The following is a 16,757-nucleotide window of genomic DNA, read 5'->3' as shown; positions in this document are numbered from 1 at the left end:
CTACCATCTTTTATCCTGTCATTGACCAAGCAGTGCCAGCAAACGCTGCATGTCCAGGTGTTCATCGACCAGATCCGCCAGGCGCTCAAAGGTCTGTTCTCGCAGACTGTTCAGATCCGGCATCACTGCTAACCCTGCCTGCTCCCCGACAGCCCAGTGCAGCAGGGCGCTCAGCGCTTCCGGATGATCCAGCAGGCCATGCCAGTAGCTGGCAATCACCTGACCATCTTCACTGACGGCGCCATCCGCCAAACCCTGATCCGATAGCAGCAGTGGTTTCTCAAGTGCCTTGCCACTGCTGCGTCCGGCATGAATCTCATAACCTCGCGCCGGAATTCGTTGCTCACCGAGGCCAACCATCCAACCGGCTGTGTTACGCAGCACTTTTTCCGGCTCCAGCCAGGTTTCCAGATCCAGCAGGCCCAGCCCGCGGCTGGAACCAGCCTCTCCCTCCAGTCCCAGCGGATCATGGATCATCTGCCCCAGCATCTGCAGACCACCACAAATCCCCAGCAGTTTACCGCCATACCGCAGGTGACGCAGAATGGCCTGCTCCCAACCCTGCTCACGCAGCCATTGCAGATCAGCTCTGACCGCCTTGGAGCCGGGCAGGATGATCAGGTCGGCAGCAGGAATGGCTTCACCGGCACGAACAAAGCGCAGATCCACCTGTGGATGCTGGATCAGGGCATCAAAATCCGTGTGATTGGAGATGCGCGGCAACACCGGTACCACCACCGTCAGACTGGTCTGGCTTTTAACCGGTTGCTGCTGCGGCAGGGCATCTTCGGCATCCAGCTGCAAATCCATCAGGTAGGGCAAGACGCCCAGCACAGGTTTGCCGGTATGGGCTTCCAACCAGTCCAGACCCGGTTGCAACAAGGCCAGATCACCCCGAAAACGATTAATGACAAAACCGACCACCCGCGCCTGCTCACTGGCTGACAGCAGCGCCAGTGTACCCACCAGATGGGCAAACACTCCGCCGCGGTCGATATCCGCAATCAGGATCACCGGGCAGTCCACTGCCTCGGCATACCCCATGTTGGCAATGTCACCTGCCCGCAGATTGATTTCTGCCGGAGATCCGGCCCCCTCCACCAACACCACATCGAAGGCATTCACCAGTCTCTGATGGCTCTGCAACACGGCCTGCATGGCGGTTTTTTTGTAATCATGATAAGCCACTGCATCCTGGGTGTTGATGGCCTGGCCGTGGATGATGACCTGCGCCTTGCTATCTGTGGTGGGTTTCAGCAATACCGGATTCATGTCCACCGTGGGTAACAATCCACAGGCTGCCGCCTGCACGGCCTGGGCACGACCGATTTCACCACCCGCTGCGGTCACCGCACTGTTCAGCGCCATGTTCTGGGGTTTGAAGGGTGCCACACGTATGCCCCGTCGATACAGGGCACGCCCCAGCGCAGTGACCAACAGGCTTTTACCTGCGTCCGAGGTGGTGCCCTGAACCATCAATACATTGGTCATCATCGCCCCTGTAAAGCCTGTTCAAGCCGCTGCCATTCAGCGTCTGTATGCGGCAGTCCAAACCTCAGACTGGGTGGGTGTTCAAACGAGCGCACCAGTATGCCCTGCTGCGCCAGCAGATCGGCCAGTGCTGTTGCCTGAGGGGTCAATATCCACTGAAACAGTGGTGTGCCGCCAACAGGTGGCAGATGGACTGACTGCAGCAGTTCAGCCAGACGTTGACTGTCCTGCTGCAATCGCAGACGGGCTGTTTGCTGCCATTGATGATCCAGCAGCGCCAGTCGTCCGAGATAACGGGCAGGATGAGACACCGCCCAGGGACCCAGACGACGTTGCAGTTGCTGTAGCAGGCTGGTTTCTGCAAACACAAATCCCAGACGCAGCCCGGCCAGACCAAAAAACTTGCCCAGCGAACGCAACACCACCAGTCCCGGCGGCATGCGGGGCTGGATCATGCTGTTTGCCTGCGGCAGAGCATCCAGAAAGGCTTCATCCACCACCAGCCAACCCTTACGCGCCAGCAACAGATGATGCCAGCGCTGCAAATCCGCATGAACAAACAGCACTCCCGTGGGATTGTTCGGCTGGACCAGCACCAGCGCACGGATCTGCGGATCATCCTGCAGGCATTGTTCAAGGTTTTCAGCCGTCACCGCCACACCATCAAAACCGGCTGACTGCCAGGCCCTGGCATGTTCGGTATAAGCGGGAGTCAGCAGTGCCACACGCACAGCAGCAGGCGTCTCGTCTGCAAACAGCAGCTGCGGCAAACACTGAATGGCAGCCTGGCTGCCGGGCACCGCCAGGCCATCCGGGCTGGCATAATAAGCTGCCATTGCCTGCTGCAAACCATCCTCTGCTTCCGGCAGGCGTTGCCAGACCTCAGCAGGCACCGAGGGTACCGGCCAGCCTTGCGGATTGATGCCGGTTGAAAGATCCAGCCACTGCTCCAGGGCTATGCCATAAGTCTGCGCAGCCTGCCGCAGACGGCCACCGTGCATTAAAGAAGCAGCCGACATAAACCACCCAGCCAGATCAGTGCACACCAGAGTAAAACGGCTCGATACAACAGAAGACTGGCAGCCTGCAAATCAGTCGCCACGGGGTCAGGGGCAGTCACCTCTCCCAGGATCGGGCGCTGCTGTTCTTCTCCATGGTACATGGCTGCACCACCCAGCCGGACATTCAGCGCCACCGCCCCAGCGGCCATCGCCGCTCCGGCATTACTGCTTTTCCATTCATGGCTGCTGTGCCTTGCTGCAGCCAGCACTCGCAAAAAACGCCCGCTGAACAAAACAACCAGCGCATAAGACAAGGCCGTCAGGCGTGCCGGAAACCAGTTCAGCAGATCATCCAGCCTTGCTGCTGCCCAGCCGAAATACAGATAACGCTCGGTGCGATAACCCCACAAGGCATCCAGGGTGTTCACCAGCCGGAACAACACCACACCCGGCAACCCCAGCAGCAGATACCAGAAGAGCACACCAAACACTGCGTCATTGCCGTTTTCCAGCAGGGATTCAACACCCGCCCGGCTGATGCCGGTTTCATCCAGCGCCTGGGTATCACGACTGACAATCCAGCCCACCCGCTCCCGGGCCAGCGGCAACTGACCCGACTGCAAAGCCTGAAACACCTGCATCAGATGATGATCCAGACTTTTCCAGCCCACCGCCAGATAAATCACCAGCACATCCAGCAACCATTCCAGCAACCATAGCAGCGGCAAAAACTGCAAATGATCAGCCAACAGGCTGCGTAAACCCCACACCAGCAACACCCAGGGCAACACGGCCAGCAATAGTGCCAGCACCCCTGCCCAGCGCTGATCAGCATGGCAATACTGCTCAATACGGGCAGCCAGCCAACCGAACCCCACCAGCGGATGCCAGCGGCGCGGCTCTCCCAGCCAGCGATCCAGCAGCAGTGCCAGAGACAGTATCAGGGCAGGCTGCAAGACCGCAGGAATCAAGCCATCAAACGCAATCAGAGTTCAACCCCCTTCTGCGCCATCACTCCGGCATGGAAAGCGTGTTTTATCTCGCGGTGCTCGGAAACCGTATCGGCAACCGCAATCAACTCATCCCGTGCACCCCGCCCGGTGATCACCACATGCTGCATGGCAGGGCGCTGTGCCAGAGCATCCAGCACGGCCTGCATGTCGATGTACTGATACTTCAGGGCAATGTTCAGCTCATCCAGCACCACCAGATCCACTGAAGGGTCTTCCAGAAAGGCTTTAGCCTGTGCCCATCCCCTGGCAGCGGTGGCCTTGTCCTGCTCCAGATTCTGGGTTTCCCAGGTGTAACCCTGCCCCATCACATGGTAGCTGACATCTGGAAAACGCCGGAAAAACGCCTCTTCACCGGTGCTGAAACTGCCTTTGATGAACTGCACGATGCCCACCTTCATGCCATGTCCAAGGGCACGGGCTGCCATGCCAAAAGCAGCGGTACTCTTGCCCTTGCCATTACCGGTGTGCACCACCACCACACCTCGCTCACTGGTGGCACTGGCAATTTTTTCATCCACCACCGCCTTGTGGCGCTCCATACGCTGTTTATGGCGCTGGCTTTTGTCAGTATCAGTCATGACAACCTCAGTTGGTCATTAAAAATCAGCACGTACACCCACACGCCAGGTGCGAGTGAAGTTAACGGGATAAATCACATCATCACGAATCCAGATGCCATTGGCCTGATCAAAAAGATTATCAACCTGAGCAAACAGCTCCATCTGATCCAGACGATGACGGTAGCCCAGATTGATCATGCGATAAGCCTGCTGTTTCTGATCAAACTCATTGGCAAAGTCATTGGCTGCCCAGGTTTCACTGCGCCAGACCTGTGTCAGGGTCAGGCTTGACTGATCAGTGATTGCATAGTCCAGCGCCAGGGAAATGCTGTGCTCAGACACACCAGGCAGATCTTTCCCGTTATAGGCACCATCACCTTCATTTTCATTGAGAATGACGGCGCGTACCCAGGCATAGTTCAAGCTGCCACGAAGCTGCTCTGTCATCTGCAACTGGTTCTGCAGTTCAAGGCCATACTTGATGGACTCATCGATATTTGTGTTGGCAAAAGTGATGGGCTCTAGATAAATCTCGTTCTCCAGATCCATATGGAAGACTGTGACTTTCAGTTTGTTGTATGCCGTCACATGTGAAAAACCGAGATTTACACTGCGCACCCGTGCAGGCTCAATAAACTCGTTAAAGGTTCCACCCCAATTAAAAAACCGATCAATATCAGGAGCCTGAAAGCTCTGACTCAGGTTTCCGAAAACAGTGACTTCTTGAGACAAACGATGATTGACGCCCAGGTCCCAGGCCGTCAGCTTGTGATCATCCTTCAAGGATGGCCCAGTCTCGGGACGGTACTCATAAGCAACCTTTTCCTTTCGGACACCCGCAGCAAACAAGGTATCCAACCAGCGATACTGCCCCTGAAGATAAACACCGGTGTTGTCCTTGGAGGTTTCATTATCACTACCTTCACGAACACCCTCAAACCCTTGCCAACCCAGCATCAATAAAAGTTCATTTTTTTGATGCTTTATGGCGACATCGGTTGAACGATAGTCGTAGTCACTCCCACCAAAACCGGTATAGACGGATGATTTATCCTCAATGAAGTGATCAGCAATCAAAGACAAACCATATCCAAGATCTACAGTGCTTCCAAATGAAGTGACATGGGATTCAAATTGCTGACCAGTATAGGTACCACCAGCACGATTCTGTGAAGGATCATCGCGAAACTCTTTCAGAGTCAGACTGTTGCCATAAGTGGTATCGATCCAGGAGCGTGTTTTACCAGCCCGCAACTCAACTTCTTCCACAGGAAACAGCCTGAGCTGGACTTGCAGGTTATCAGCACTAGACTGATCCTTGCTGCCACTAATATCTTTTTCACGAAATCCATCATGCCGATGAACCTCACCAGATACTGAAAGCGCAAAGTACTCTCTGACTAAGCCAGCACTGAGATTCGCTAACTTTAGTCCATGGCTTCCTGCTGCTACAGACAAACTGGCACCATCTCGCTGGCGGGTCACAATATTAATAACACCAGCCATGGCTCCATCACCCTGGGCAACCGAACCACTTCCCTTGACAATTTCAATGCGCTCGATGCTTGACAGCGGCACACTGCCAAGCAGCTGTGGTGCCATATCCACATTATTCATGCGCCTGCCATCCAGGGTTACCACAATATTCTGGTGACCATCACCGATGCCAAACCCACGCATATCCAAGAGCTGGGAAAAAGGATTGCCGTAAGATGGCATTACCGTAACTGAGGTATGACGGTCGAGATAATCATAAAGGGTGGTTGCACCTGATCGCTGAATATCCTGCCAGGTATGAATTTCCGTGGCAAAAGGAGCCTCGGTATCCAGTAGTTCGGAACGACTGGCCGTCACAACAATCGGTTCAAGACTGAACGCCTGCGCAACCGCCTGAGTCAGTGGAGCCAGTGCAAAAACACCCAGCGCAGCAGAAGCCAGCCAGGAGGAAGAAGAAAAGGGTTTCATGATGATCTAGTCCTGCGTGCCGCCCGCACGCAAAGGGCCGGAGTATTCCGGTCATGTTTTTAAAGGCGGCAGGCAGGCAAAAGCAGATGAAACAAGCTGAAGGCATCAGCTTGCCGAGGTTGCCTGGCCCACCGCCATTCCTCATCTTCAAGGCCGGTCTCCGGGCTTGTTTGTGCTGGTCATGACCAGTTTTTTCCCACCTTCCCATGCGCTGTTTGTTACTGAAGCGGCACAGTGGTTACAGGGAAAAAACCCTTCATTGCTGAAGGCACAGAACTTACCGTTGCGGGGGCAGCGCCGGACTTGCAAACAGCAGTTTGCGCACCGGCTTCCCGATTATCCCGAAGCAGCAGAAGCTGGACGGGCACCTCGAAGGGCGACAAGAATACACGTATACTCCCGTCGTTTCCAATGCTGATTGAACCGATTATTTCATGAAAAAACACTCGAACCAGTTGATGTGCCTGGTGTTTCTCGCCTTGCTGCTGATGCCGCTGAGCAGTTTCGCTCAATCCATCCAGGTCACCGATGATACCGGCCGCACCCTGCAACTGGCACAACCGGCACAACGCCTGATCAGTCTGGCACCCCACATCACCGAAAATGTGTTTGCTGCCGGTGCCGGTGATTTGCTGATTGCAGCAGTGAAATTCAGTGACTATCCGGAAGCCGCCACCCATCTTCCACGGGTCGGCAGTCATACCCAGATGGATCTGGAAGGCATTGTGGCACTGCAACCGGATCTGATCCTGGCCTGGCACAGCGGCAATCCACGTGCACAACTGGAGCAACTGGAACGCCTTGGCATCCCGATTTACTACTCGGAACCCCGAAGTTTTGCCGAAGTTGCTGAAAATCTGCGGCGAATCGGCACCCTGACCGGGCATCAGGCCACCGCCGAGCTGGCAGCAACCGAGCTGGAACAGGGCGTTGCCGCCGTTAAAACAGCTCATCAGGGGTTACGCCCGGTACGGGTGTTTTACCAGGTCTGGGAACAGCCGCTGATGACCATCAACCGGGAGCACATCATCCATGAAGCCATCAGCCTGTGTGGTGGTGAAAATATCTTTGCCGATGTTGATGCATTGATCCCACGCATCAGCCAGGAAGCGGTGATCCAGCAGAACCCGGAAGCCATTCTCGGTGGCGGCATGGGTGAGGCCAACCGTGCCTGGCTGGACAACTGGCAGCGTTTTGAATCCCTGCAGGCAGTGCAGGACAATAAACTCTATTTCATTCCACCATCCCTGTTGCAACGCGCAACACCCCGCATGCTGGAAGGTACCCGCCTGGTGTGTGAAAAACTCCAGCAGGCACGGGGCCACTGATGCCGAATCAACTTTACCGGCGTTTGCCGCTGTTGCTGCTGGCTGCCTTGCTGGCGCTGATCGGCGGTCTGCTGCTGGGTAGTGTGCCTTTATCACCACTGACCATCTGGGCGGTACTGATCGGTGAAGGCAATCCGCTGGAACGCATGCTGATACTGGAACTGCGCCTGCCACGGGTGCTGGCAGCCTTTGCCACCGGTGGTTTGCTGGCCGTGGCCGGTGCACTGATGCAGGTGTTACTGCGCAACCCACTGGCTGATCCTTATGTACTGGGTCTGTCCGGAGGCGCGGCAGTGGCCGCTTTGCTGGCGATGCTGGCCGGACTGGGAATTCTGTGGGTGTCTTCTGCAGCCTTTGTTGGTGCTCTTTTTTCAACCCTGTTGGTGTTCGGACTGGCTCATGGCAGCGGCAGCTGGACACCCACCCGTTTGCTGCTGACCGGGGTGGTGATTGCTGCCGGCTGGGGAGCCCTGATCAGCTTCCTGCTGGCAGTGGCCCCCTCCAGCGAACTGCCCGGCATGCTTTACTGGCTGATGGGTGACCTGGCCCATGCCCGCACGGCACTGCTGCCGTGGCTGGCCCTGCTGGCAGTTTTACTGATTCTGCTGCCACTGGGTCGCCACCTGAACGTACTGGCTCGTGGCAGCCTGCAAGCCGCAGCGCTGGGTGTTCCGGTACGGCGCATGGAGTGGCTGATCTATGGTCTGGCGGCCCTGCTGACTGCCGTGGCAGTCACCGTGGCCGGCAGCATCGGTTTTGTTGGTCTGATTGTGCCCCACCTGATGCGTCTGCTACTGGGTCATGATCATCGCCTGCTGCTGCCTGCCAGTGCACTGGGCGGCGGCACGCTGCTGGTAGTGGCCGACACCCTGGCACGCATCCTGATTGCCCCTCAGCAACTGCCGGTGGGTGTCATCACTGCCCTGCTGGGGGTGCCGGTGTTTCTGCTGCTGTTGCATCGGAGCCGAACATTATGAATGCACTGCTGCAAACCCATCAGTTGCAACTGGCACTTCCGGCCCATACCGCAACAAACACCCTGGACTGGTCCATTCAACGCGGTGAGTGCTGGGGAATCCTGGGGCCCAACGGTGCCGGTAAAACCACACTGTTGCACTGCCTGGCAGGTCTCAGGCCACCCCGGCAAGGCGAGCTGCTGTTGCAGGGCCAGCCCTTGCAGCGCCTTTCGGTGCGCCAGCGGGCGTTACAACTGGGCTTGCTGTTTCAACAGCAGCAGGATGAATTTCCGGCCACGGTGCTGGAAACAGCCCTGATCGGCCGTCACCCTCATCTCAGCCTGTGGCAAAATGAAAGCCCGACAGACCTGGCACTGGCGCAACAGGCCCTGCAGCGTCTGGATCTGCTGCCACTGGCCGAACGTCGCATTCAGACCCTGTCCGGCGGTGAACGTCAGCGCCTGGCCCTGGCAACCCTGCTGACTCAGGACCCACAGCTGTTATTGCTGGATGAACCCACCAATCACCTGGACCTGCATCATCAGATCAGTGTGCTGGAACTGATCCAAAGTGAAGTGCAGCAGGGCAAGGCTGCAGTGATGGCACTGCATGACCTGAATCTTGCTGCCCGTTACTGCAGCCACCTGTTGCTGCTTTACCCGGATGGTCAGGCCTGCTGGGGTGAAAAAGACATCATGCTGCACCTGCCAGCCCTGGAAACCCTTTACCAACAGCCCCTGCTGCTTTTTCAGGCAGAGGGCCAGAGCATTTTCATTCCCCGCTCCACCAACGGATAAAGCCATGTTCACTGCCCGTCACCGCCTCGAACTGCCGAACCTGCCCCGTCTGCACAACCCGACCCTGCAACAGCAGCTGCAGCAGCGCATCGACCAGAAAACCAAGCCGCCCGGCTCGCTGGGTCAGCTTGAAGCCCTGGCCCTGCAGCTGGGCCTGATACTGAACACGGCCACTCCCGCCATCCAGCAGCCGCAGATCCGGGTGTTTGCAGCCGATCACGGCCTGACCGATGAAGGCATTTCCGCCTTTCCAAAAGCCGTCACCCAGCAGATGGTGCTCAACTTCCTGGCTGGTGGCGCGGCCATCAATGTCTTTGCCCGTCAGCATGGCCTGACCCTGAAAGTGGTGGATGCCGGCGTGGATGCGGACTTTGCCCCTCACCCGGACCTGCTGCAGAAAAAAGTCATGCGTGGCACCCGCAACAGCCTGCAGACCGCAGCCATGAATGCTGAAGAGTGCCTGCAAGCGGTGTTCTGCGGCATGGCACTGGTGCGTGAGGCACCGGGCAACCTGCTGGTGGTGGGTGAAATGGGCATCGGCAACACCTCCGCGGCCAGCCTGCTGCTGAGCAAACTCGGCAAGCTGCCGCTGGATCAGTGCATCGGGCGTGGTACCGGACTGGATGATGCCGGACTGGCACACAAACAGGCCATTCTGGAGCAGGTCCTGCATAAACATCGTCAGGTTAAAAATCCGCTGGAAATTCTGGCCACACTGGGTGGACTGGAAATTGCCATGATGACCGGTGCTCTGCTGCAAGCCGCCAGTGAGCGTCGCATCCTGCTGATGGATGGTTTTATTGCCTGCAGCGCCTTACTGGTGGCTGAACACCTGCAACCGGGCATCAAGGACTTTGCCGTGTTCAGCCATGCCTCAGCGGAACCGGGCCATCGCCACCTGCTGCAGCTGTTGAATGCCAGCCCCCTGCTGGATCTGGATCTGAGACTGGGAGAAGGCACCGGTGCCGTGCTGGCTTATCCGCTGCTGCAGTCGGCACTGGCCTTTCTGAACGATATGGCCAGCTTTACAGATGCCGGTGTCAGTGAAAAAATGCCATGAAATACATCCAACGGCTGCGACATGAACTGAAACTGCTGCTGGTGGCCATCCAGTTTCTGACACGCCTGCCGGTTCCGGCACTGCCCGACTATCAGCCACAATGGCTGCATCAGTCTGCCCGCTGGTTTCCTTTCACCGGTCTGCTGGTGGGTAGCCTGACAGCCGGTGTTTTTGCACTGCTGTTCTGGTTGTTCAACCCCTGGGTGGCAGCCATCGGCAGCACCGCTTTCAGTATCCGGCTCACCGGTGCCTTTCACGAAGATGGCCTGGCTGATACCTGTGATGGGCTGGGTGGCGGTTTCACCCGTGAGCGCGCGCTGGAGATCATGAAAGATTCACGGCTGGGCACCTATGGCACCCTGGGCCTGGTGCTGGCACTGGCATTAAAAGTTGCGCTGCTGGCCAGCCTGCCGCTGCTCTGGGCCGTGGTGGCACTGGTGCTGGCACACGGCTTTTCCCGCTGGTTCAGCATCCTGCTGATTCACCGACTGGACTATGCCGGTGACCTGGATCACGCCAAGGCCAAACCGCTGGCGCAACACCTCAGCCTGCAACAAGCCCTGTTTGCCCTGGCGACCCTTTCACCGGCCCTGCTGCTGAGCCATCTGCTACTACCGGATACCCAGTGGTATGGTTGGTTATTACCCCTGCTGCTGATGTTGCTGACAGGCTGGTACATGGCCCGCCTGCTGCACAGACGCCTGGGAGGCTACACCGGTGATGGCCTCGGAGCCACCCAGCAACTGACGGAACTGGCCGCTTACGCCGGACTGGTGCTGTTATGCCCGTGATCATCTGGCGTCATCCTCGGCCTCAGCAGGTCGCAGGCATCTGCCTGGGGCAAACAGATGTTACAGTGGACCCGCGTCGCATTCGCCGCCTGGCTGATCATATCCGCCGCACCGCACGACGCCTGCAAGCTGAGCCGGTGATTCACGTCAGCCCCTTGCAGCGCAGTCGGCTGGTTGGTGAACAACTGGCGCAACTGGGCTGGCAGCTGCAGGTGGATCCGGCATTGATCGAGTTTGATTTCGGTGACTGGGATGGCCGCCCCTGGTCAACCATCAACCGGGAAGAAATGGATCACTGGTGCCAACACTTTGCCGACCATGCCCCCGGCGGTGGAGAAACCCTGACGCAGCTGTTTGCACGGGTGAACAACTGGCTGCAAAACAAACCTCAGCTGCAGTTGCATCTGGCCGTAGGCCATGCCGGATGGATGACCGCAGCAGACATGATCTGTCAGGGTCTGCCAATTCCGACAAATCCCGCCGACTGGTCAGTCAAGGCAAAATATGGTAAAAAAGCAAGGCTGATTTATACCCATCAGTCCACACTTTCCGATTGAGGTTTTCATGTCACAGAACTCTTCCCTGCGCGTCCTGGTTGTTGATGATGAACCGCTGGTGCGTGACATGCTGAAAGAGTTGCTGAAAGACCTGGGTTATGATGTGGTGGCACTGGCCAGTGGTGGCCACAGTGCGATTGAAAAAACCAATATCTACAAACCCGATGTAGTCTGCCTTGATATCAATATGCCAGACATCAGTGGCCTGGATGCCCTGGCCAGCATCAAGACCATCAGTGCCAACATTGTGGTGATCATGGTGACTGCCAACAATGATGTCGGCACCGTGCAGCAGGCCATTCGCACCGGTGCGGATGGTTACATCATCAAGCCCTTCAAGAGCCAGGACATTGACAACGCCATCCGTAAGGCGCTCTCTAAACGTCAAAAAAGCTGACGAAACAAGCCGCAGGCGCCCTAAACGTCAAAAAAGCTGACAAACAAGCTGCAGGCGCTCTAAACACAGCAAGAGCTGACAACCAGACCGTAACCAGCAAACAGCTCAGCCTGAAGCCCGAGCCTGCATCAGGAACAGTGGGTAATCCCGACCATTGCGGTGTTGCAGGTGCAGGATTTCGGTGAAGGTCACTGCCTGGAAGCCAGCCTGCTCAGCCAGTGCCTGCAGCTCTGCCGGTTCAAACCCCAGGTGTTTGACACCCTTACCCTCATTGTCGCCATGAAAGCTGCCGTCTTCAGCATAAAGGTCCACCAGTGCCAGCTGTCCTGCGGGTTGCAGGTGCTGATGAAAGATCCGCAGCAACCCCAGCGTGTCTTCAACATGGTGTAATGCCATGCAACTGACCACACCGGCATAAACTGCTGGCAGCCCGGCAAACACGTCCTGCTGCAGGGTCTGGATGTTGGTCTGTCCTTTTTCCGCCAGCACGGCCAGCATCGCAGCGGAAGTATCCAGTGCCGTGACCTGTGCCACCTGCTGCGCCAGCGGCAGGCTCAGCAGTCCGGTTCCGGCACCGAAGTCCAGCCAGTGCTGGTCGCTGTTCAGGGTCAACCGCGACAGCAGTCGCTCGGCCACCACCGCCAGTTGTTGTGACATGGGGCGCTGGTCCCAGTCTCGGGCAGAACGGTCAAAATGGCTGGTTGTGGGTGTTGGATTCTTCATTTTCTGTTTCTCTGGTCCGTGTAAGAGGCTTCCTGGCTTAGCCATCACATGCTGATGCGTTGATTCTGCAGTTCCTGCAAACGATCACGGATACCCGCAGCCTTTTCAAACTCCAGGTTTTTGGCTGCGCTGAACATTTCGTCTTCCAGTCGGGCCATGAGTTTATCCAGTTCTGCTGGCGTCTGAGGTGTTTCAGTGCCATACCCGGCAGCCGGTTCAGCCACCTTGCGGCGATCCTGCTTGCGATCCCGTTTACCGGGGGCCTGAGCACCTTCAAGAATGTCCTGCACCGATTTGTGTACGGTTTGTGGCACAATGCCCCGCTCGGCGTTGTAGGCCATCTGTTTGTGGCGACGTCGCTCGGTTTCTTCCATCGCTCGCTGCATCGAGCCGGTGATGCGATCAGCATAAAAAATCGCCCGCCCCTTGGCATTACGGGCAGCCCGCCCCAGCGTCTGAATCAGTGAACGCTCGGAGCGCAGGAAGCCTTCCTTATCGGCATCCAGAATGGCCACCAGCGAGACCTCTGGCATGTCCAGACCTTCGCGCAGCAGGTTGATGCCCACCAGCACATCAAACTCACCCAGGCGCAGATCGCGGATGATTTCTACCCGCTCCACGGTGTCGATGTCGGAATGCAGATAACGCACCTTCACCCCATGTTCCGCCAGATACTCGGTCAGGTCTTCTGCCATGCGTTTGGTCAGGGTAGTGACCAGCACCCGCTCACCTTCTGCCACCACCTTGCTGATTTCACCGAGCAAATCATCCACCTGCTGCTGCGCCGGGCGAACCTCAACAACAGGGTCCAGCAGACCGGTGGGACGCACCACCTGCTCCACCACTTGCCCGGCATGCTCTGCCTCATAGGTGGAGGGCGTGGCGGATACAAAAATCATCTGTGGCGCCAGCGCTTCCCATTCCTCAAAGCGCAGCGGTCGGTTGTCCAGCGCGGAAGGCAGGCGAAAACCATACTCCACCAGGGTTTCCTTGCGTGAACGATCCCCTTTGTACATGGCCCCGATCTGCGGCACAGTCACGTGAGATTCATCAATCATCAGCAGGGCATGGGCCGGCAGGTAATCAAAAAAGGTCGGTGGTGCCAGCCCCGGCTCACGGCCAGACAGGTAGCGCGAGTAGTTTTCAATGCCGTTGCAGTAACCCAGCTCCACCATCATTTCAATGTCATACAGGCAGCGCTGCTCCAGCCGCTGCGCTTCCACCAGCCGATCATTCTTGCGCAGATAATCCAGCCGCTGACGCAGCTCATCCTTGATGTGGTCAACGGCCTGCAAAATGGTTTCCCTTGGCGTCACGTAATGGCTTTTCGGGTAGATGGTGTAACGCGGCACTTTGCGCAGCACCTCACCGGTCAAGGGGTCAAACAGGCTGATCTGTTCGATTTCATCATCAAACAGTTCCACCCGCACCGCTTCATACTCGGATTCAGCAGGAAAGATATCGATCACATCACCACGCACCCGGAAGGTGGCACGCCGGAAATCCAGATCGTTGCGGGTATACTGCAGTTCGGCCATGCGACGCAGCAACTGGCGCTGGTTCATGGGTTCACCACGATCCAGATGCACCACCATTTTCAGGTAGGCCGAAGGATCACCCAGACCATAGATGGAAGACACCGTAGCCACAATGATGGTGTCGTCCCGCTCCAGCAGCGCCTTGGTGGCTGACAGGCGCATCTGCTCGATGTGTTCGTTGATCGAGGCATCCTTCTCAATGAAGGTGTCACTCGAAGGCACATAGGCTTCCGGCTGGTAATAGTCGTAATAAGAAACAAAATACTCCACCGCATTGTTCGGGAAAAACTGTTTGAACTCCCCGTAAAGCTGGGCGGCCAGCGTTTTGTTATGTGCCAGAATCAGGGTTGGACGCTGCACCGCTTCAATCACCTTGGCCATGGTGAAGGTTTTGCCTGAACCCGTCACACCCAACAGGGTCTGGTGTGCCAGGCCCTGCTCCAGTCCGTCCACCAGTTGAGCAATGGCGGTGGGCTGATCACCGGCGGGCTGAAAACGGGAATGAACAACAAAAGGCGAACTCATGACAACTCCGGGCTGAAAGGTGCGACTGAACTGAGGGCAAAACACAGGGTTCAGCTTTTGCCGACATGGATTATGATAACATCGGTCGGGAGGACAGGATGCACTGATTGAACCGGTCAAAATAACACTATTCATGTCACTGGAAACGCAAGGGAGACTCCGGGCTATGCGGCCATCCGATCATCTTTTCAGCTTGCCAATGGTTTTGGGGCTGATCTTGCCATTGTTCCTGTCCACTCCCGCTACCGCCCAGTCGACCAGCAGCCGTCCAGCCCTGGTGACAGCGGATGATACTGTAGCAGCCAGTGAACGCCAGGCCGTTCTGGCCTTGTCACGTCTGGGGCTGGAAACACAACGCATGCAATTCCCGGTCACCTTTTGCAACCTGAAAGGCCTCTGTCTACCGGTGGGCAGCTGGACCGTGAATCTGAGCCAGGCGGATGCTGACCGTGTACTGGCCAGCAACATGAGCTTTCTGGTGCCATCCCGTTATGACCAGATGATCTTTGAGGGTGATACTGCCAGCTTCATCACCGCCACCCGCACTTTCAATAAGCTGCCACTGAACGAACGCATCCCAGCCTTGCCAGAAAGCAGCGACAGTTACCGGGAGTTTGACCGCCGACTGCTGAATCATTTGAACACCCACATCGCACCACAGATGCAGCAGGTTATGGGTGTCGCTGCAGAAGCCCGTTATCAGGAAATGAATGCACAGGAGCGAGGCACCTTTCTGCGGGAGCAGGCCCGAGCCACCGGCATGCCAGCCGAAGTGCTGGAAGCGCTGGTATCGTCTGGTTATGCCTTCGGTTTTTACCTGCCACGCTTGCAGGGCAGCATCACCATCCGGCAGGTGGAACGCACCACCTTTGGCGGTGTGAAATACATTGCTTACGAAACCTCCATTAATGCCCCGGCACGCACCCGCATGCTGATTTACCGTTTTGATGGTCAGACCTTTCGCAAGGCACTTGAAGTGGATGCACAGGCTTCCGTTTTCAGCCTTGATGGTATCGCTCAACGGGCTTCAGCCGGAGCTTCGGTGGAAACCCTGTTCCTGCCAGGCAACAGTGATGCCCAGCAGATTTTTGATGATGCCTTCAAATCCTCCTTCAAGGACTCCACGCTTGCCCTCAGTGCCCGTCTGAGAGAGCACCGGATGTTTGCCGTCAGCACTCCTGTGCTGAGTGCCCGGCCAGCGGCCATTCAACTGGCCATTGGCAATCAGGAAGACATTCGGGTGGATCATCCGGTTACCTTTCGGCGTGTGATCAACAATCGTGAACGGGAAATCGGCTGGGGACAGGTGTATCAACCTGGCAATACCTGCCTGGCACAACCAGCCGAACAACGCACACCCAGTTATGCACGGCTGGTCAACGGCCGGGTGGATGAAGCGGATCTGGCAGTGGAGCACCCCTGGACAGGAGTATTTGCCACACTGGGCATCAGCAACCATGCCACAGCCCTGGACATTAACGAGCAGTTCACTGGTGCCGGTGACACCACCTTTTTTGACCTGGGTTTCAGTGGCAATCTGGGTTACCTGCGAAACAACCCCTCATTGTCCGGCCTGTGGCTCAATTTCGGGCTGGGACTCGGTGCCAGTGATGATGGCAGTGATGTATTTTCCCATCTGGAATCCAGTGGCGCCATTCGCTTCAATCTGGGCCTGGAAAAACAAACCCACCTAAGTTCGGGGCTTTATGCCTCGCTGGGTGCTGATCTGGGCGTCGAGGCTTACCAGTATGATGATGTCCTGGCATTTGATGAGCTGCAGGTGGTGACTTGGGGCATCACGCCCAAAGCCGGTCTGGGGTATTATTTCAGTCCCAATACCCGCATCCTTGCCAGTGCAGGTTACCACTACCCCCTCAGTACCCGGGCAGAATACAAGGCTGGAGGGCGTGTGGATGCCGACATGCAGCCTGGATTGACACTGGGCATCAGTCTGGCCATCCATCTGGACTTTGCTGGTCCCTATGCCGGGCTGATGACACGCCCCTCGGACCAGTGCAATCAACTGCGTGACAGAAACAACAGGAGCTTCTGATC

The 16,757-nt window shown here is 56.9% G+C and carries 14 protein-coding genes, 1 pseudogene and 1 riboswitch; of the genes and pseudogenes, 8 read left to right on the top strand and 7 right to left on the bottom strand.

Annotated features, from left to right (window positions below):
* Positions 1-18 precede the first annotated feature (18 nt).
* From BT114_RS09345 to BT114_RS09325, 5 genes are read right to left on the bottom strand one after another with little or no spacing between them, the layout of a single operon-like run.
* A complete protein-coding gene (locus BT114_RS09345; protein ID WP_072326192.1) occupies positions 19-1,491 on the bottom strand; it encodes a cobyric acid synthase in 1,473 nt (490 codons plus the stop codon).
* Positions 1,491-2,510: a threonine-phosphate decarboxylase CobD gene (gene cobD, locus BT114_RS09340; RefSeq protein ID WP_072326191.1), complete on the bottom strand. Its 1,020-nt coding sequence runs from the start codon at positions 2,508-2,510 to the stop codon at positions 1,491-1,493. The genes BT114_RS09345 and cobD overlap by 1 nt, the downstream gene beginning before the upstream one ends.
* Positions 2,492-3,448, bottom strand: coding sequence for an adenosylcobinamide-phosphate synthase CbiB (gene cbiB / locus BT114_RS09335; protein WP_143142807.1), 957 nt, complete (start codon positions 3,446-3,448; stop codon positions 2,492-2,494). The genes cobD and cbiB overlap by 19 nt, the downstream gene beginning before the upstream one ends.
* Before the next feature lie 29 nt (positions 3,449-3,477).
* Positions 3,478-4,083: a cob(I)yrinic acid a,c-diamide adenosyltransferase gene (gene cobO / locus BT114_RS09330; protein ID WP_072326190.1), complete on the bottom strand. Its 606-nt coding sequence runs from the start codon at positions 4,081-4,083 to the stop codon at positions 3,478-3,480.
* A gap of 18 nt (positions 4,084-4,101) precedes the next feature.
* Positions 4,102-6,030: a TonB-dependent receptor plug domain-containing protein gene (locus tag BT114_RS09325; protein WP_072326189.1), complete on the bottom strand. Its 1,929-nt coding sequence runs from the start codon at positions 6,028-6,030 to the stop codon at positions 4,102-4,104.
* Between the two features lie 134 nt (positions 6,031-6,164).
* A riboswitch (cobalamin riboswitch) is annotated at positions 6,165-6,417 on the bottom strand.
* A gap of 47 nt (positions 6,418-6,464) precedes the next feature.
* On the opposite strand from BT114_RS09325, the gene BT114_RS09320 reads away from it, so the two are divergent.
* The 7 genes and pseudogenes from BT114_RS09320 to BT114_RS09290 all read left to right on the top strand — a co-directional run bounded on the left by BT114_RS09320 (position 6,465) and on the right by BT114_RS09290 (position 11,916).
* The gene (locus tag BT114_RS09320) at positions 6,465-7,358 is read left to right on the top strand and encodes a cobalamin-binding protein (protein WP_245770418.1); all 894 of its coding nucleotides are present in this window, start codon (positions 6,465-6,467) and stop codon (positions 7,356-7,358) included.
* Positions 7,358-8,335 (top strand): FecCD family ABC transporter permease, encoded by a 978-nt coding sequence (locus BT114_RS09315; RefSeq protein ID WP_072326188.1) that lies wholly within the window; start codon positions 7,358-7,360, stop codon positions 8,333-8,335. The genes BT114_RS09320 and BT114_RS09315 overlap by 1 nt, the downstream gene beginning before the upstream one ends.
* Positions 8,332-8,847, top strand: a pseudogene (locus BT114_RS09310) (ABC transporter ATP-binding protein); the annotation flags it as partial. The gene BT114_RS09315 and the pseudogene BT114_RS09310, both read left to right, overlap by 4 nt.
* Before the next feature lie 268 nt (positions 8,848-9,115).
* Positions 9,116-10,171 carry a nicotinate-nucleotide--dimethylbenzimidazole phosphoribosyltransferase gene (gene cobT, locus BT114_RS09305; RefSeq protein WP_072326186.1) on the top strand — a complete coding sequence of 352 codons (1,056 nt, stop codon included), beginning with the start codon at positions 9,116-9,118 and terminating at the stop codon, positions 10,169-10,171.
* Complete coding sequence (gene cobS / locus BT114_RS09300) at positions 10,168-10,962, top strand: adenosylcobinamide-GDP ribazoletransferase (protein WP_072326185.1); 795 nt, start codon at positions 10,168-10,170, stop codon at positions 10,960-10,962. The genes cobT and cobS overlap by 4 nt, the downstream gene beginning before the upstream one ends.
* Entirely contained in the window at positions 10,953-11,519 is a 567-nt protein-coding gene (locus BT114_RS09295; protein WP_072326184.1) for a histidine phosphatase family protein, read from the top strand. Before cobS ends, BT114_RS09295 begins: the two co-directional genes overlap by 10 nt.
* A 7-nt stretch (positions 11,520-11,526) precedes the next feature.
* Positions 11,527-11,916 (top strand): response regulator, encoded by a 390-nt coding sequence (locus BT114_RS09290; RefSeq protein ID WP_072326183.1) that lies wholly within the window; start codon positions 11,527-11,529, stop codon positions 11,914-11,916.
* 105 nt (positions 11,917-12,021) lie between these two features.
* On the opposite strand, the gene BT114_RS09285 is transcribed toward BT114_RS09290, so the two are convergent.
* Positions 12,022-12,639 (bottom strand): class I SAM-dependent methyltransferase, encoded by a 618-nt coding sequence (locus BT114_RS09285; protein ID WP_072326182.1) that lies wholly within the window; start codon positions 12,637-12,639, stop codon positions 12,022-12,024.
* 44 nt (positions 12,640-12,683) lie between these two features.
* Positions 12,684-14,702, bottom strand: a complete 2,019-nt coding sequence (gene uvrB / locus BT114_RS09280) for an excinuclease ABC subunit UvrB (protein WP_072326181.1) — start codon at positions 14,700-14,702, stop codon at positions 12,684-12,686.
* 217 nt (positions 14,703-14,919) lie between these two features.
* Between uvrB and BT114_RS09275 the strand changes: the two genes are divergently transcribed.
* Positions 14,920-16,755, top strand: coding sequence for a hypothetical protein (locus BT114_RS09275; protein ID WP_143142806.1), 1,836 nt, complete (start codon positions 14,920-14,922; stop codon positions 16,753-16,755).
* Positions 16,756-16,757: the final 2 nt, after the last annotated feature.

The organism is Marinospirillum alkaliphilum DSM 21637, assembly GCF_900119735.1.
Classification (GTDB): Bacteria; Pseudomonadota; Gammaproteobacteria; order Pseudomonadales; family Halomonadaceae; genus Marinospirillum; species Marinospirillum alkaliphilum.
The sequence above is the reverse complement of the archived record's forward strand: the minus strand, read 5'-3'. Positions and strand labels throughout refer to the sequence as shown.